The sequence below is a fragment of the Peribacillus butanolivorans genome, assembly GCF_001273755.1.
Classification (GTDB): domain Bacteria; phylum Bacillota; class Bacilli; order Bacillales; family DSM-1321; genus Peribacillus; species Peribacillus butanolivorans.
In genome coordinates, this window is the sequence record NZ_LGYA01000002.1 from 1 (window position 1) to 16,473 (window position 16,473).

Annotated in this window: 20 protein-coding genes and 1 pseudogene; 9 read left to right on the plus strand and 12 right to left on the minus strand. The window is 35.7% G+C overall.

What is annotated here, in order from left to right; all coding sequences use genetic code 11:
* The 4 genes from AKG34_RS28125 to AKG34_RS21320 form a co-directional block, all read left to right on the plus strand.
* Nucleotides 1–348 (plus strand): hypothetical protein (locus AKG34_RS28125; RefSeq protein ID WP_161804967.1); only part of this gene is annotated, 348 nt, incomplete at its 5' end.
* 546 nt (nucleotides 349–894) lie between these two features.
* Nucleotides 895–1,632 carry a MerR family transcriptional regulator gene (locus AKG34_RS21310; RefSeq protein WP_053348189.1) on the plus strand — a complete coding sequence of 246 codons (738 nt, stop codon included), beginning with the start codon at nucleotides 895–897 and terminating at the stop codon, nucleotides 1,630–1,632.
* Nucleotides 1,633–1,992: 360 nt separating this feature from the next.
* The gene (locus tag AKG34_RS21315; RefSeq protein WP_053348190.1) at nucleotides 1,993–3,129 is read left to right on the plus strand and encodes an Alp7A family actin-like protein; all 1,137 of its coding nucleotides are present in this window, start codon (nucleotides 1,993–1,995) and stop codon (nucleotides 3,127–3,129) included.
* A gap of 64 nt (nucleotides 3,130–3,193) precedes the next feature.
* The gene (locus AKG34_RS21320; protein ID WP_053348191.1) at nucleotides 3,194–3,655 is read left to right on the plus strand and encodes a hypothetical protein; all 462 of its coding nucleotides are present in this window, start codon (nucleotides 3,194–3,196) and stop codon (nucleotides 3,653–3,655) included.
* 462 nt (nucleotides 3,656–4,117) lie between these two features.
* Here AKG34_RS21320 and AKG34_RS21325 read toward each other — a convergent pair whose 3' ends face one another.
* The 10 genes and pseudogenes from AKG34_RS21325 to AKG34_RS21370 all read right to left on the minus strand — a co-directional run bounded on the left by AKG34_RS21325 (nucleotide 4,118) and on the right by AKG34_RS21370 (nucleotide 11,065).
* Nucleotides 4,118–4,351: a hypothetical protein gene (locus tag AKG34_RS21325; RefSeq protein WP_053348192.1), complete on the minus strand. Its 234-nt coding sequence runs from the start codon at nucleotides 4,349–4,351 to the stop codon at nucleotides 4,118–4,120.
* 320 nt (nucleotides 4,352–4,671) lie between these two features.
* Nucleotides 4,672–5,214 (minus strand): hypothetical protein, encoded by a 543-nt coding sequence (locus AKG34_RS21330; RefSeq protein ID WP_053348193.1) that lies wholly within the window; start codon nucleotides 5,212–5,214, stop codon nucleotides 4,672–4,674.
* Nucleotides 5,215–5,217: 3 nt separating this feature from the next.
* Entirely contained in the window at nucleotides 5,218–5,697 is a 480-nt protein-coding gene (locus AKG34_RS28485; RefSeq protein ID WP_180320487.1) for a M23 family metallopeptidase, read from the minus strand.
* Nucleotides 5,698–5,748: 51 nt separating this feature from the next.
* Nucleotides 5,749–6,301: pseudogene (locus AKG34_RS29060) on the minus strand (lysozyme family protein); the annotation flags it as partial.
* Nucleotides 6,301–6,855: a hypothetical protein gene (locus AKG34_RS21345; protein ID WP_053348196.1), complete on the minus strand. Its 555-nt coding sequence runs from the start codon at nucleotides 6,853–6,855 to the stop codon at nucleotides 6,301–6,303. The pseudogene AKG34_RS29060 and the gene AKG34_RS21345, both read right to left, overlap by 1 nt.
* Complete coding sequence (locus AKG34_RS21350; protein WP_053348197.1) at nucleotides 6,852–9,251, minus strand: VirB4 family type IV secretion system protein; 2,400 nt, start codon at nucleotides 9,249–9,251, stop codon at nucleotides 6,852–6,854. The genes AKG34_RS21345 and AKG34_RS21350 overlap by 4 nt, the downstream gene beginning before the upstream one ends.
* The gene (locus AKG34_RS21355; RefSeq protein WP_053348198.1) at nucleotides 9,196–9,558 is read right to left on the minus strand and encodes a hypothetical protein; all 363 of its coding nucleotides are present in this window, start codon (nucleotides 9,556–9,558) and stop codon (nucleotides 9,196–9,198) included. Before AKG34_RS21355 ends, AKG34_RS21350 begins: the two co-directional genes overlap by 56 nt.
* Before the next feature lie 8 nt (nucleotides 9,559–9,566).
* Nucleotides 9,567–10,415 carry a conjugal transfer protein TrbL family protein gene (locus AKG34_RS21360; protein ID WP_053348199.1) on the minus strand — a complete coding sequence of 283 codons (849 nt, stop codon included), beginning with the start codon at nucleotides 10,413–10,415 and terminating at the stop codon, nucleotides 9,567–9,569.
* A 49-nt stretch (nucleotides 10,416–10,464) separates the two neighbouring features.
* Complete coding sequence (locus AKG34_RS21365) at nucleotides 10,465–10,698, minus strand: pilin (protein WP_053348200.1); 234 nt, start codon at nucleotides 10,696–10,698, stop codon at nucleotides 10,465–10,467.
* A 145-nt stretch (nucleotides 10,699–10,843) separates the two neighbouring features.
* Nucleotides 10,844–11,065: a hypothetical protein gene (locus AKG34_RS21370; RefSeq protein WP_053348201.1), complete on the minus strand. Its 222-nt coding sequence runs from the start codon at nucleotides 11,063–11,065 to the stop codon at nucleotides 10,844–10,846.
* 438 nt (nucleotides 11,066–11,503) lie between these two features.
* Between AKG34_RS21370 and AKG34_RS21375 the strand changes: the two genes are divergently transcribed.
* From AKG34_RS21375 to AKG34_RS28405, 5 genes are all read left to right on the plus strand, one after another.
* Nucleotides 11,504–12,232 (plus strand): hypothetical protein, encoded by a 729-nt coding sequence (locus AKG34_RS21375; protein ID WP_053348202.1) that lies wholly within the window; start codon nucleotides 11,504–11,506, stop codon nucleotides 12,230–12,232.
* On the plus strand, nucleotides 12,232–12,975 hold the full coding sequence (locus AKG34_RS21380) for a plasmid recombination protein (RefSeq protein WP_053348203.1): 744 nt from the start codon (nucleotides 12,232–12,234) through the stop codon (nucleotides 12,973–12,975). Before AKG34_RS21375 ends, AKG34_RS21380 begins: the two co-directional genes overlap by 1 nt.
* Complete coding sequence (locus tag AKG34_RS29380) at nucleotides 12,972–13,832, plus strand: type IV secretory system conjugative DNA transfer family protein (protein WP_053348204.1); 861 nt, start codon at nucleotides 12,972–12,974, stop codon at nucleotides 13,830–13,832. The genes AKG34_RS21380 and AKG34_RS29380 overlap by 4 nt, the downstream gene beginning before the upstream one ends.
* The gene (locus AKG34_RS21390; RefSeq protein ID WP_161804968.1) at nucleotides 13,747–14,793 is read left to right on the plus strand and encodes a VirD4-like conjugal transfer protein, CD1115 family; all 1,047 of its coding nucleotides are present in this window, start codon (nucleotides 13,747–13,749) and stop codon (nucleotides 14,791–14,793) included. The genes AKG34_RS29380 and AKG34_RS21390 overlap by 86 nt, the downstream gene beginning before the upstream one ends.
* Before the next feature lie 124 nt (nucleotides 14,794–14,917).
* Complete coding sequence (locus AKG34_RS28405; protein ID WP_169787526.1) at nucleotides 14,918–15,085, plus strand: hypothetical protein; 168 nt, start codon at nucleotides 14,918–14,920, stop codon at nucleotides 15,083–15,085.
* An 80-nt stretch (nucleotides 15,086–15,165) separates the two neighbouring features.
* Here the strand turns inward: AKG34_RS28405 and AKG34_RS21395 are convergent, their stop codons facing one another.
* Entirely contained in the window at nucleotides 15,166–15,663 is a 498-nt protein-coding gene (locus tag AKG34_RS21395; RefSeq protein ID WP_053348206.1) for a type III toxin-antitoxin system ToxN/AbiQ family toxin, read from the minus strand.
* Between the two features lie 458 nt (nucleotides 15,664–16,121).
* Nucleotides 16,122–16,473: hypothetical protein (locus AKG34_RS21400; RefSeq protein WP_161804969.1), on the minus strand; the 352-nt coding region annotated here is incomplete at its 5' end.

Sequence of the window (16,473 nt, forward strand, 5' to 3'; positions counted from 1 at the left end):
CCATATGTCTGGAAGGAACGGCGCGCGATTAAACAAAAAATCGTAAAAAATAAAATCCAACAGAAACGAAAAAAATTCGAGATCAAGAAAGAAAAAGCTAAACAGAAGCTTCAGAAAAAACGGATGAAAGAACATCAAAAAAATTACCGGAAAGAAAAGAAAAAAGAATTCGGTTTACTTAAAGAACAAGTCACTGCCAAAATTAAGGCAAAAGTTGTTAATCGTGAGAAAGGAAAAGTAGTTAACAAAGAAGTTTCAAATAAAATTGTTAACCTTGCAGAATATAAGAAAACACACAAAGTAGAAAAAATTCAAACAAGAACAAAAGAACAAGGGAGAACTATGTAAGAGTTCTCTCTTTTTCTTGACACTCCAGTGAAATCATATATAGTCCTTTCAGAAACACAACACACTCTTCTACTCTTGTAAGGATTTCAGGGAACATCTAAGTTTTAATGCTTAGATGTTCTTTTTTTTCTTTAAACCGAGAATCAACTGAATTCTTGAATTGAATTAAACCTTGATATAATAGGTTTTAATTGATTTATAGAATAAAAATAAAGAATCTATTTTCTTTATTTTTATAAGTAAAAAAGGTAATTTTGAGTTAATTCGAGAATGTAATAAAGAATTCACTTAAAAAAACCGAGAATCAACTGAATTCTTGAATTGAAATAAATCTTGATATAATAGGTTTTAATTCAATTATGAGATAAAATAAAGAATCTATTTTCTTTATTTCTTTAATTTAAAAAGATAAATTTGTATCAATTCAAGAATTGAACAAAGAATTCATTTAAAAAAACGAGAATCAACTGAATTCTTGATTCAATTTAAACATTCTTACACCATTGATTAAATTCATTTAAATAGACCATAGGGAGGTTTTGAATCTTGGAAAGTACTAATACATCAGAAGAACAAGAAACGTTGTATTCGCCCAAACAGGTATCAAAGATCACAGGGATTGAATCTACTTTACTTTTAAAATGGGTTAACTATTTCGACATTGAATCAAATTGGACTCAGGATAACAAGGCTGGCCATCGCAGATACACAAAAGAAAATGTTGAAGAGATCTTGCAGCTTAAACATTTAATCCAAGAAAAGAAACTTAACTGGGAACAGGCCAAAGTTTTCTTTGAAGGTAATGAACCTGAATTTATTGTTGATGAAGGTAAAACAAGGATTGAAAAAAAGCTAGAGGAACAAATAGAACTTACTAGAGAAGTTGTAGAAAGATTAAAAGAGCAAGAAGAATTCATTCATACATTGACAAAAAGATTAGATGTTTCTGTTCCTGGAGCGCCGACTTCAAACCAAGAGCATATGGTTAAATTATTAGAACAAATTGTAGAAAACGATTCGAAAAAATCGAATCAAATTGAAGAACAAATCAAATTAATCGGAATGAAAGATGAACATTTGATAGAAGAAAGGAAAGAAAAAGAAGAACTTCAATCTCAATTTAAAGAAGTGATGGAAATGTATAAGAAAACTTCTATGGATAATGAACGGTATAAAGAGATTATAGAAGAAACGAGGCAGCACTTTAATAAAGTTGACCAAGTAAATCCTGTGCAAAAAGAAAGTATTGGCAACAAAATTAGTAGATTTTTTAATATAAAGTGATCCGAAAGGGTCTTTTTTTTGAATAAAAATAGTTTAATGTAAAAAACATTAAAACAAACATTAAAAAACATTAAACTTTTCTCAATCTACTATTGCATCTCATAAAAGTTTAATGTAAAATTGGCTTATAAACATTAAACACACATTAAAAAACATTAAACTTTTTCTTAACTTAATAAAAAAACAGCCGTTTACTATTATATACAGNTATACAGAAAAGTGTAAGTTTAATGTAAAAAACATTAAAAAAACATTAAAAATAAAAAGGTGTTTAAAAGTTTATACGTAATTAATAAATGTAAGAGGGAAACTTCTTACGAGGGAATTCATTTAACTTACTTATATAGGGGGAAATCACTTATGTCAAAACACACTTATTATATTGGAATGGAAAGCTCGAATGGATACGTGAAGTCTACGAGCAGCGTGAATGTTGGAGAAGTAGATACATATCTAAATACACTTACTACTATTAAAGATCCTAACGTATATCTTGCTAGTCAATCTAGAATCGAAAATTTAGACCATAAAGTAAACCGTGATAAAAGCAATGATGTTTATGAAATCATCGCCGGAGTTGATCCAAAACCTACATATTACAAAGTAGGACAACGTCCTACAACTGACGATATAAAAGGTTTCTCCGAAGAGGGTACTTCAAAGTATTCTAGAAAAGAATGGATTGCAGCCAACTTAATTGCTGTATATCGCCAACTGGAAAATGAAGATTTTAGAGGCTGTACAATCAATCTTGTGACAGGCCTTCCAACGAATCACAGTGTTGATACAGAATTAAAACAAGATATTATAAATTCTCTAACAAAGACTTATACGGTTAATGGGCGTAATTTACGTATTTCAAATGTATCTATCTTGCCCCAAGCTGATTCTTCATTCTTCAATGATTTATTAGATTTTGAAGGGAAATTAAACGAAGAATTCCTTAATGATGTAACTAGCGAAGATGAAGATCAACAAACCACGATTTTATATTATGACATCGGTTATGGTACAACAGATGTAAAAACAGTTGTAGATTTTGCTATCGACCCTATCAGAAAGAAAGAATTAGCAGGGATGGAAAAACAGTTCGTCGATATGATGGATGTTGCTATTGGTGAGAATGCATTGCTGGCAGATGCGGAACTATTATTAGTAGAAAAACAATTGCGCAAACACGGAAATTTAGATGTTGATGGCATTAAAGTGGATATAGTTGCAGAAAGAAATGAGATTTTAGAGAGATTTGCAGAGGAAATTGTAGATGTGATTGAAAAAGCACCTTTCAAGAAGATGAAAATTAATGAGCATCGGTTTGTCGGCGGTGGCGCGATTATAATGGAAGACTACGTTATGAAAGCACTTAAAAATAAGTATGTAAAAAACAAATCACAAATCGATAAATACAAATTTATCAAAGGTGAAGATGAGAATTATCTTCAATTTACAAATTGCCTAGGGTTTTACAAAATGTGTGTAAAAAAATATAGCAAATAATCTAAAATTCATCAGGGAGAATCCATTACAGGATTTTCCCTTCCCATAGAAAGGACGTGTTGAAATGGGAAAGGGTAGTTCAAAGCAAAATAACGAAAAGAACCAAGACCGCAAATTTTATACGTTTACTTTAAGCACTTTAAAAGAAGATGATAAGGAACTAATTGAGTTTCTGAAAAATCGTTCAACGACTGGAAGTGTGAAAGAGGGGCTTCGTTTATTAAAGAAACAAACAGAGCAACAAGGTCAACCTGCTGTTAATTCTATTAATCCGGACGCATTGCAAGCACTATTATTACTACTAGGGAACAATAGTAATCAACTCGATCTTTCTTCTATACTCCCTCAATTGAATCAAAACAATCAAAATCCAGCTAAAGACGAGCAATCAGCAACAAAGGAAGCCTCTGCTCCGGTTGAAGTCGTAAAGGCACCCGAACCTGTTGTAAAAAAAGAATTGAATCCGAAAAAAGTTAAAAATGGGAAAAGTAAAGCAAGTGCAGCAATGGCAAATTATGATTTTTAAATAAAAAAGCAACCCGGTTTCCGCCGGATTGCTTTAGGGAAATTCACTTATGTCAAAATTGAAATGACATAATATCATTTCATTCATTCTATTATATTTCCTTCTTGAATTTCAACATATTTAAAAGTAGAAGTTAAGCCAAATTAGTAAAATACCGTTGTAACGTTAAAGAACATACAAGGTCAGGGTAGTATTTTTTAGAAAATCACTAAAAAATCTCCACCCTTTCCTCCTTGTATGTTCTTTTTTTGTCCGTTTGGAGTCTTCACCAAGCCCGATATGTTCAAAAGGAAATCAACTTACCGGCTTGTTTTAATCAGTGTACGGACAAAATCACTAGGTTCTTTATCAAAAAAGACCGTGGGGCCAGCCCCAGCACCCCGACCTTCCCTCAATTTCAAAAGGAAAATGATTAAAAAGAAAGGATCCGAAGCAAAAAGAGGCTCTACAGAGCCTCTCACTTTACAATAAACTTTTGAAAGCTTCCCAGATTGGAAGAGCCAAGATGCATTTCGTTAAAAACTTAGGCAGTTTCAAGGCGAAAATATTGCTAACGGGAACGCGTTGATCGTTGATGTCACTGACTTTTTCAAGTCTTAGATAGAAATACGCAGCACATTCAGAGATTGAGAAATCCTTATCTTTTAATGCCCAATACAATAATACGTCTTCTTCCGAAACCTTGATTTTTTTCATTTTCGACATCCTCCTAAAGATGAATAAAGGAGGTTAGAACGCATAAAAAATAGAGGAAAATAAAATAGAACGGAAATACTCCAGTCTTTTTGGGACAAGTATTTTCGAACTTATTATTTTCCTCCATAATCATATATCGATTATCAGCAGTTCTGCTGCTGTAGTATTTATTAACGCATTATTTTGATATCCACTTTATTGGTTCCTCTGTTTTTTTAACGAACTACCACCCCGCCTTTTCCAAGGGCTATTACTATAGTATATGCAGGGTCAATAAAGGGTAGAACCAAAAAATAAAAGACAAGGTATCTGCACCTTGTCTAAAGTAGCTGTTCTAATTCGTAATTGTCTATGTACCATTTTCCTTCGGAATAACGGATCCAAACCTTTGCTTCATAAGGTGTTGATGATGTTTTCTTGCTGATCGTAAAGTTATGGTCGAATTTCACGATAATTAAAGCTGATTCTACGTCGATTCGATTATAATACGATTCCTCTATGGCTACATCGGAGAAATACTTAATTTTTGTAGCCCTTGTATCATCTTCCTGATTGGGTTGACGGGCTAACAAGAGTTTTTCCTTAGCCTTGCCCTTAACCATCAATAAAACCTCGTCCTGAGCCTTTTTGAAGGTCTCATTGTTATACGTAAACATCTTTTGTACGAATTGTTCTCCAGTGACTTTTAAATTTTCATTGTTTTTTTCTGATACTTTAATTTTAGTAGAGAGTTTTGCTATTTTTGTATCTAGTTCCTTTCTATGTTCCTTTTCTTTATCGTAAAGATTATAGAATATGAAGGTCGTAGAGATGGAAGTAACAAATAATAAGGCAGCAACTGATATAAGTAGAATTCGTTTCATTGTTTAAGCTCCTTTTCCTCTTAAGTAGGGTAGTGGATCGATTGGTTTATCGTTCGTTCTAATTTCAAAATGAAGGTGCATACCTGTTGAGCTCCCAGTTGTCCCACAGGCTCCCAGGGTCTGCCCTTGTTTTACCTTTTGACCGGCTTTAACATTCATTTTTGATAGATGAGCATAGACTGACGATTGCCCATTTCCGTGATCGATATAGATTCTTTGACCATATCCAGCCTTATGATTGCTTGGATTCTGCCACCCAGCCATTGAAACAGTCCCTTCTTTAACTGAATGGACAGCTATCGCTTGCTTATTGCAACTGAAGTCTACGCCCTTATGGAATTTTTGAATACCTGTTATAGGATGAGTACGTATTCCGAAAGGGGAGGTTACTGTATGGTTTTTCATAGGAAAAATGAGTCCATATAGGTTAGGTTTCTCTTTGGATCCACCGTCAACCATTTCACCGCCTGAATAATTCTTCATTACCTTATCTACATATCCAATATCCCCATAGCAGTAGGGTTTAATCTGCCAATCCGAACAAGTATCGCCTAACTTTTCACTTTGATAGGCTGAAAATTCTTTTGCTAGTTCTAAGGTGTATTTTCCACCTCTCTTATTCACGTAATCTATAACCCCCGAAATTATATGATTGCAAGGCGAGTTTCAAATCTCCATTTGCTTTCTTTATCACACTTTTAAAATGTATGACTCCGTATTTAATACTCATTTCAGGGTCTGTAATGGAATTTCGAGAAAGACCTATAGATTCACTGGATTGCATCGGATCTCCGCCACGTCCACCGGATTCCTGCTGCATTAGAGCTAGTAAGATAGGTACATAGTTTTCTATGCCGTGCTTTTCTGCGTATGTCCTTACAATCGGTTCGTATCTCATTACCTCGGCAGATACATTGGCCGTTCCGCCTTCGAAATTATTCGTATCGTTATTATTTAAGGTGAAAATCGATACCACCAGTCCTATTCCAATGATGACTAGCAAAAAGAGAAGGGGTAATCCGAAAAAAGCTATTATTTTAAAAAGGCCAATTCCTTGGCCTATCTTTTTTCCATCTACTAATTCCATTATTCATTCACCTCATATCCGGTGACGACCCACTTTTCATTTTTCAAAGAAACATTGACTTGAAAATACATTTGTTTTTCTAATTTTTTTCTTCTTCCATCATTTTTTACCTCTACAAAGGCAATCAGCTGCCACTTTTTTCGGTTTTCCAAAATGTCATCTAAAGGAGTCGACTGCAATTCTAGTACTTTTCTTTGAATGCCGTCTTCTTCTGGTACTTGAAAAGAAAGATAGTGATACAGTTGTTTTTCTGTATAAGGGTGTACTTGTTCTAAGAATTTTTCACGATTCTTTGGTAGAAGGGTGATGTAATCTTTCACAAATGTTTCTGCTACTTCCTTTGTCTCTTGAACGATTTCAGGTTGTTTATCCTCTTCATTGTCACGATGAGGAGGTATTTCGACTTGAACCGGTGGTTTTTTCTCGCTCTGGACCGGAGCTGCTTTCTTTTCTGCTATTTCTTCCGGTCCATCGATGATGGCCAAGATGAACATTCCTAAAAGAAGGGCGGCTACACAAATGGATATAATAAGGTTTTTTCTCGTTATTTTCATTGTGCAACCTCCATTTGTAACTCTGGGACATCCCCATAGGAAGGCTTAATTTTCAGATGTTTTTGCTCTAATGGAGTAATTATTGTTCGCATCTCTACGTGCTTGGTCTTCACAATGTGCAAGCAATAACCTCGGGGTTTATTGCCACTTAAAATCTCCCATTCACTTTCAGAGAACGATTCGAAGTTATGCTCGAGTTCTTTTATGTCTTGCTTCGAGAGCCGCATCAAAGTCTTTATTTGCGAGTTATTAATCAAACTAGTGCCGTACTTCCCAACGCTAATAAAATCAGCAACATTCTGCGTTGCTGTACACAGAAACCCCGAGTACTTTCTAATCCTTTTTGCCATTGAGTAAAGGAAAAACATACTTTGTGGGTTCTTTTCGGAGCATAATAGCCATAATTCATCCACATATAATCCGATTCGTTCGTTCCGGTCTTTTTTTGTTTCTTCCCAGAGATCCTTTAGTAATAGGTCCATCAATGGCTTTTGGATCGTTTCGGCCAGTTCATTTATGTCGAGGACGTTAATTTCAGCATCCAGAGACCAGTTGGTTTGGCCGTTAAAGATTCCTGCATACACGCCATTAACAAACGGTTTAAGCGTTGCCCTAAATTGCTCCATTCCGTCCATATCTTTTAAAACTTCATCCAAAGTACTTAAAGTAGGGAAGAGGGGAGGTAATTGTTCAATCTCTTCGTGTAAAGATAAACCAAAATGTTCATATGACTTCGTGATACCTTCCAATAAATTTGCGTGTTCAAGGGATGACATCTCTGGAACAATCCATTTGAAAAACGTACTCATATCACTGATTTTTCTTGGTAAATAATCTTTGATTTTGTTTGATTCTTGAGAAAGATCATCTGCATCAACGACTGTTGAACGAATGTGGAAAGGATTCGTTATGAATGGGCTACCTGGTTTAAAAATAATTCGATTGGCACCTGGTATGACGTGATATTCTCGTTCTGGATCGATGATGAATTGTCGACTTACTTTTCCGAAGCATTGTTCACGGAAGATTTTCGTTGTTACATACGTACTTTTACCAGAACCTGATTCACCTAGGATTGATTCATTTAAATTGTTGTACTTCGATGTGTCCCACGGGTCATAGATGATAGGGGACTCGGATTTTACATTTAAGCCTGCAAATATCCCAGTGTTTTCATTTAATTCAGCTGAGTTAAACGGAACCATACTGGCCACCAATTCACTATAGAACGGCCAGCTGTAACGTTGTTCGATGTCTGCATTCTTATAACCAAACGGGAGGGAGTACCAGAAGCAGTGTACATTTCCAGGAATTCGTTTGGATTTTAATCGGTTCGTTTTCACAGAAGACTCTAGTCGTCTACAAGCTGAGTTTAATTTGTCTTCATCATCCTCACGTACAGTCATTATGACCGACGTGGCAAACAAATTTTCGCTATCGTCCTGCATCCGATCCAGTAATTTTTCTAAACTTTTGACTTCCGTATTGTATTTTCTTTTTAAAGAAATCGGGAGTTTATTCAATAACCGTGTTTCTAGTTCCCTGATTTGACGGTCAATCTTTTCAATTTGATCACCTTTGTCAATCGATTCTAAACTGATAGAGATATCTAAGTTGACTCGTGCATTCATAATCCCATCTAGCCAGCCGGCTTCAACTTCTTTCGGAAAGTAACTGATTGTATGGAAGGAGTAATACATTCCATCCATCTGTAAATATTTCTTTTGAACAAAATCGGGTGGCTGCCACGTTGTTAAATCCATTCCTGGTTCATAGGGCTGGGTTTCTTTTGTTTGAGGAGCTAACTTGTTGTAAACCGTTTCTTTAACTTCTTCCTCACTCATTAAACGTGCGATCATTCCGCCACTTTTCAGGCTTTCTATCACGTTTTTCGATAAGTCATACAACATTTTCAAGGAATCTTCATAACTTTTTTCGTTTGACTCTAAAACCATATAAAAATTGTGTACATTCCTTGATTTTAAAGTGTAATCGTACAAATACTCTTGCATCCCTTTATTCACTTCAATCTTAAGAGGGTCATCCGTGATACTAGCTTTTTCGTTTAACTCATCCATATATTGATTGATATCAACCGAATCCGATGAAACTAAGATTTGGCATCGTTGGCCCGGGCTATGGGTGTTTAAAGCCGAACGAATTCGGCTGACGACTTTTCCCACACCGTTTTGATCTAATAAATCCAAGTTAACGGGATCTGTAATTTTAAGAACGATTTTGTATTTTTCATCGGTTGTACGAATAACTTCGTTTTCAAATCCTTCAACAGGAACAGTAATAAATTTTTGACCTTTCAATCTCTTAAAAAGACCTGGCTTATTATTTTTTGGTTTTAACATTAATGTAAATGACTTGTTTTTGGTTTTTGTCTTCATTTTCCGTACCTCCCCATTTTGGTGTTAATCGTTTATTCATAAGGCCTTTATTTAACATTAACGAGATATTTTGATAGTTTGCGTATCCCGTCTTCTCGTCGATTTCAAAGGTAAAATAGGTGATCAGAACAACAAATCCAGCGATGATAAAGGTTGTAAAAGAAGTTCTGAATAGTAAGAAGGCGATTCCTGTAAAAAAAGAAGAGACAGATATAAAGCTAATCCATCCCTTCCAATCTAATTTCAGAAACAACCCTCCCGCCTTTACGTTTCGTGGTATTTCATACTTTAATTTTTCACTTTCCATTTTTCGACCTACCTTCTAAATGCCAATTTCATAGACAAAAGACGTCCAATTGATAGTGCTCCTCCACCAACTCCACTTGGAACCAGCCATTGTTTTAATACAAAAGGTCCTGTGATACCTGCTACAGTGAAGGCGAAGGAAACCATTAACATTTCAAATGTTCCAACAGCTGCGGTCCATACAACAAGGGCGAATGCCAACATATGAATCACTTGCGTGAAAATAACAGCTGTTAAACTCATTAAGTACGATTTCCATATACCAGATCTGTTTGCGTAAGTAGCCATCAAAATCGGTCCGCAGATCATCGCAATCGTTAGATGAGCGAAACGTATCATCCCGGCAATTGATAGAACAAACACGCCTAATCCATAAACAACTGCCATAAACAAAATGTGAAGCCCAGCCATCGCTAAACCGCCACTTGGCGATACTTTGTCTAATATTTGACCACTTGTCGTTACATCAATTTTGAAAGCTCCAATCCATTGAATTAATTCATTTACAATTGGAAAGATGAATTTCGTCAGAAACGGTTTGAACGACCAAACCATACCCATTGCGATTGCTGAGCTACCTATGATTTCCGAGTAATTCACATCATTTTCTTCTGTTACTAAATCTCTGTAAGCACCCAGTAATCGAAGATAAAGAAAGACGATCACTAATGTACTTCCGATTGCTTGTGTTCCCAGCATCAACTCATCAAAATGAGGAATTTTGTTAAAATCGGTGGGGGCTGAAATATATTTAGACATATATTTCATCCCACTTGTTATGAAATCGCTGGCGACTGCATCCAAAAATCCTCTAATGATCTCCATTGCACTTTCCAATGGATTTAAGAAACCATTCAATACATCAACTCCTTATGCTAGTTAACTTGCATTAGAGACCAAAAAAATATTAAAAGTACCCTAATACTTTACTAGCAATCCAAGTTCCTGAAACAGCAATTCCCACTCCAATCGCTCCTTTTTTTAAACCGTCAAATGAAGCTTTTGCCTCGTGGGGATCCTCGCTATTTGCGTACTTGATTCCAGCCCTTGTAGCCACAACGGCAAGTACGGGAAGTCCAAGGGCAGCTAACCATCCGGCCAGGTCTGTGAGTAAACTTGAAAGCCCAGTTATAATTGGCATATTTTTTCATTTCCCCCTTTTTTTAAAAGTAAAAGCTCAACCAAATGTAAGCTTACCTCTATTCTAATGCAAGTTACCTTGCATTGTAAATGGTAAAAAACTCCTATTATGGAGTCATAGTCCGGAAAACCGGTCTTTTTTTTAGTTATTCTTTACGATATGATTCACGATTCCTTAATTGAATGCCTAACTTTTCTAATACATTTTCCCATTCTTCATATGTAGAGACCCAATAGTTGCCTTTTTTTTGAGGAAAAGGATAACCAGCTTCATTTGCTTGTTTTGCTAACCGTGCTCCCCAGCTTCCATCTTTTCCTTTTCGATCTGAATATTCTTTTGCTGTTAAAATCTCGTTTGCTTCAGACATCTGATTACACCTCCCGTTCTTAAAATGCTTGTCTTTAACTTACCATAAATTATTATATTATCAAAAGTGAAAATCACGACTCTTATAAACTTTCTCCACTCTTTTTCATTTTCCTTTATTCCTTTTGTGGATTGCTCTCATTTCCTACGGTACACTTTTTTTATTTTTCCTCCCTATTTTTTTGATCCTGGTCCCACGCGAAGCGAAAAACCAAGAGCGAAAACCTAAACCCCAGTTCAAAAGCAAAACCTTTGGCCATACTCCTATTTGAGGAGTAGGAGGCGGAGTTAAAATCGTACACAAACTTCGTTTGGTCCGATTAAAATGGGTCTCAGAGCGTGTACGTTTAGTGCCTTGCGTACTTTTCGCATACGTAGTATGATTATGTTATTAATGCAAGTTAACTTGCATAACGTGGAGATAAGGAGGAGAGTCATTATGCCGAAGATCGCTGTTTCATTACGATTAGAACCAGAGTTCGTTTCACTTCTTAAGAAGATTGCTAAGGAAGAGTATGGTAGTGATTCGAAGAAAGGGTACGTAGTTGAGAATGCTATTTCGCTATACCATTCACAACGCCTTCGACCAACTGAAGCCGCATCCATTTTGTCGGTTACAGAAGAGAAACTCATCGATCGTTTAGACAAAAGATTCGCTGATATTGGAAAAGACATTGTTAACCGAATCGGAAATTTACAGGCCAAAAATGTGTATGAAACGTGTTTAACTAGCTTGCTAGTTGAAGATGTACACACGAAAGCTGGGTTTAACAAAAACCATTACGAGCAGAAAAGAAAAGAAGCTTCCGTTCGAATGAAGAAACGTTATACCAAGGAAGGATTAGAAGAAGTAGGCGGGGTCATTGAAGAGAATGAACATCTGAATGAGGTTAACAAAAATGTACAATCTCGGTTAGAAGTAGCTGCCAAAACATTTGAGCAATTGAAGCTTCAGATTCAATCCTTAGAAACGAATAATGAGACGTTGCAAAAGGAGCTACAACAAAAGGATGAACACCAGCAGCGTTTACAATCCTGGACTAATGATTTCACGAATCACCTCATCAAGAACTACAGCCGGATTACATCCAATTCTGCTTTGGTCAATGATTTCATTAAAGAAAATCCAATTCCCAAAGAAACCCTAGAAGCGATAGAAGCAATGTAATGGCTACAAACGTAAAAATCCTTCGATACATCAGTTATAACGGAACAGACAAACCCATCAAGAAAGCAAAAGAACACATCAAATATATTGAAGCGAACCGAGAAAAGCATCGAAATAATCCAGATTTATTCAATGAAAAAGAAGATAAAGTAAATCGAAAAGAGTTCTTTAAACGACTGGATGAACAAACTCCCAATGGGGTCGTTCTTCACAAGATGGTCCTTACAATGAGTGAGGATGAACAAAAACGATTAAAGATTGATTTAAGGGAACTGGCCAGAGATACGATGGCTGCTTTTGAAACCAAGATTGGAAGACGATTATGTTGGGGGGCTGGGTTGCACGATGATCCGAATCACCCCCACATCCACATTTTTTTATTAGGCAGAGATGAAGATGGAAAACAAGTCGGAATTTATCCCTTGCAAGTTAAGCAACTAAAACAAATTGCCGAGCAAGAAAAAGTCCGGCAAGCAGAACGAAATTTATCTAGAAGAGAATATCGAGAAATCCTGAAGGAAATTGATAAGGAAAGGGATTCATCTCGTTATATCGACAATCAAAGAACCCAATCCCATCAACCTTCATCTGGAATGGATTTCTCAAAAGATATGTTAAATACAGTGGAACAACTGTTAAAACAAAGTCAACGAGAGATCGACAGAGTTCAACGTAAAGCCTGGAAAGATGCTGAGCGTGAAGAGGAACAGAAACGAGATAAAGGGAGAGGGAATCAGCGATGAAGATAAAAGACCATAAATATATGAAGAAATTAATCCCGTTATTAGCAATAGGCAGTATTTTTAATCTGTTAGTAATGGGATACTTGCTTCTTCTTTATTCCTATCTAGAAATGTATAAAATTAAAGGGTTAGAGATCTTGTTAGATTCGATATCAAAAGACCCTTTTACACCTTTTAAAGAAGTGATTTTTGGTGGGGGACAGAATGTAACCCAACTAGGACATAGCTTGTATTGGGATATTAAAGTACAAGGGACTTTCTGGATTGTATATATGGCCTTATTTTCTAAAATAATCTTCAAAAAATCCAAGAACTTCAGCAAAATTGATGCAGCTGAACACGGTATTCACGGAAAAGCGCGTTGGGGTACTCCTAAAGAGATAACAAAGCGTTTTCTTCAATCAGATCAAGGAATAGTGGTTGGAGAATATGAGGGAAAAGCGTGTGTTCAAGAATTGACCAAGACAAATAATAATATGGCTATCGTATATGGTGGTTCAGGAAGTGGTAAATCGGCGGGATATTCAATCACTAACATCTTACACATCTCAGAAAAATTAGGGCAATCATTTGTCGTAACAGATCCTAAAAGTGACATCTACAATGCTACGGTTCCACATTTGAAAAAGTTAGGGTATCAAGTATTTAGAGTGAATTTATTAGATTTTCTCAAATCAGACCGATACAATGCTCTACATTATGTCACAACTGGCGCAGAAGCTTTAACATTAGTTAATACCATAATGAAAAATACTGGTGAAGAACAAAAAAGTGACTTTGAAAGCAGAACGTGCATTGTATACGGCATTGATTTTGTACTTGAAAGAATGCCGGCCGAAAGAAGAACAACACCTTAGCAGTGTATTGCGTTTAGGTTTACAAGTAGGGAAACAACCCAAATTACTAAACGAATTGTTTGAATCCTTGCCTGAAGATTCGGAAGCAAAATACTTTTACGACATATTCAATATGGCAGAAGATAAGACTCGTTCAGGCATACTAGTAGGGTTTGGAGTACGTCTTCAGTTGTGGGCCATCAAAGAAATTCGAGAATTAACTTCACATAGTGATTTCCATCTTCGAGATTTAGGGAAGAAAAAAATGGCCCTATTTATTTTAACCAGGGATGAAGAATCTACTTTCGATTTGCTCACTGCAATGGTCGTGGATCAATGTTTCCAGGAACTCGTAAAAGAAGCCAGGACACAACCGAATCAACGTTTAAAGGTACCTGTCAGGCTCATTTTAGATGAAATTGCCAACATTGCACCGATAAACGATCTCCAGAAGCGCGTTTCCGTAATGCGTTCCAGAGGAGTATATATCTCTCTCATTTTTCAAGGAATGCAACAGTTTAAAAACCGATATGGAGAAGGCCTTGCAGCAGAAATTTCCGATTCCTGTGATAACCAAATCATTTTACAAGCAAACGATGATACCACTGCTGTTCCTGTATCGAAAATGCTAGGGAATACTACAGTTTTAACGAATTCGGTGTCTCAAAGTCAAAATGATAAAGGAACATCAGATGGTATGAACTACAGTATGACTGGAACTGAACTAATGCGGCCTGAAGATATTCGAAATAAAGAAGATCATAAACTTATTTTGATTCAAAAAGGGCAGCCGCCTGTTTTCCTTGATAAATGTTTCTATTTTAACCAAAAGCAATGGAAAAATCTCGAACAAACAAATTCATATGATGAACCAAATAGGGAATCAAAGCCTATAAGTATCTTCAATCCAGAACCCATTCTTTTTGAAGAAAAGGAACAAGAAAATCAAGAAGATACAGAAAAGGTAGATTTATTTGCTTAATCAACATACCGATGCTAATTTTTCAATACGAAGAATGAGAATAAAGCCCAATTTAAATTGGGCTTTATTTCTTTTTTTATTAAATAATGGTAACATTTGTTCTATGAAGACGGGAGGTTTTAAAATGCGCTTAAATCCCTACACGATTATGTTTATCGCTTTAGCAGTTGGCTCAAATTTAATTATAAACGGTGTATTCAAGCAAGGTTTATTAGGTAACATAATTGCCATTATATTATTGGTTTTTGCAGCACTTAGTACTGGAAAAAAGGGACATAATGAACAAAGTTAAGAAGTCCCAATTTTATTGGGGCTTTTTTTATATCCTAATAAAAAAGGACAGAATACCTTCTGTCCTTTTGGGTTCTTCTATTAATTTACAAATTTAGTATACTCGTTTTCTAATTTAGCGAAGTCACAAGAATATTTAGAGTAGAATTTGTCTCCACTAATAACATCGTTATAAAGTTTCTCAGCTCTATCGCGAATAGCTTCCTGGTTCTGTATAACAAAACGGTATTCATCTCGTAATAAATTTCGATATTTCGCTTCCTGTTGATTGAAATCAATGGTTTCTATTTCACTTGGAATGATCGGAAACATATTGTTTAAATGAATGACTGCTAACTTTTTAGTATTATTTCTATTATGTATTTTAAATACGGTGTTATTATTGATTTTTCCGTGTTTTGCTTCTTTATAAGAAGACAACGGAGCAAAGTATTGATGTATGCCCATCGTTAAAATAACACCTATATAAGGTCTGATCTGAGGTTTAGCGTAATTCCTTTGGATTTTTGGTTCAATGTTTCTTAGGAAATTAACATAATTATCAGTTATTGTGAAAAATTTTAAATTCGTCTTTGCCATAATTTTCCCCTCTGCTCCACGAAAAAAGGCAGTGATTTCTCACTGCCTTTTTTCTTAAAATTTTACGATTCGCCCTTGTGGTGGCGAAACACCAATGTTACGATTCACCCTCGTGGTGGTGAGACACCAATGTTACGATTCACCCTTGTGGTGGTGAGACACCAATTTTACGATTCACCGGTGGTGAGACACCAATTTTACGATTCACCCTTATGGTGGTGAGACACCAAAACCGCGGGTAACGCGTTACCCCTATTGATATTCTTAGTATATGCGTTTTTTTTTATTCAGTCAAGGCTATTGAAAATATTGGGCTTGATCCTTTTTACTACTGTTATGTTCTTTATATATTCAATATGTCCTTTATTTCAAAGATAAAACCAATAAATTTTTAAATTCATTCATAATTTGAGCGATTTAAGGTCAAAATATTCATTGAATCCATAAATTAAACCATTTCATCTCTTTCTCATTCCATAAATAACGCCTTTGGCTTTTTGTTTGGAATATGAACCGACAGTTGAAATTGGTGATTTACCTCCGGAATCTCTGTGATGTCTATTAAGACCCTGGAATTCCTTTTTAAATGAACCTGACGAACCAAACTGCATTCTATCAAGGCCGCGCTCAAAACGTTGATTACCCAATGTATTTGAACTTCCAATCATTCCATCGACTGTGTCAGGAATGGATGCCAAGATATTTAAGTAAAGTGCCAGGGTAATCACTTTTAATAGTGGTGCTTCTATCATTCCTACTAAATCTTCAATTATAAACGGGGCTGTTCCTAGATAAATCAAACCAAATAGG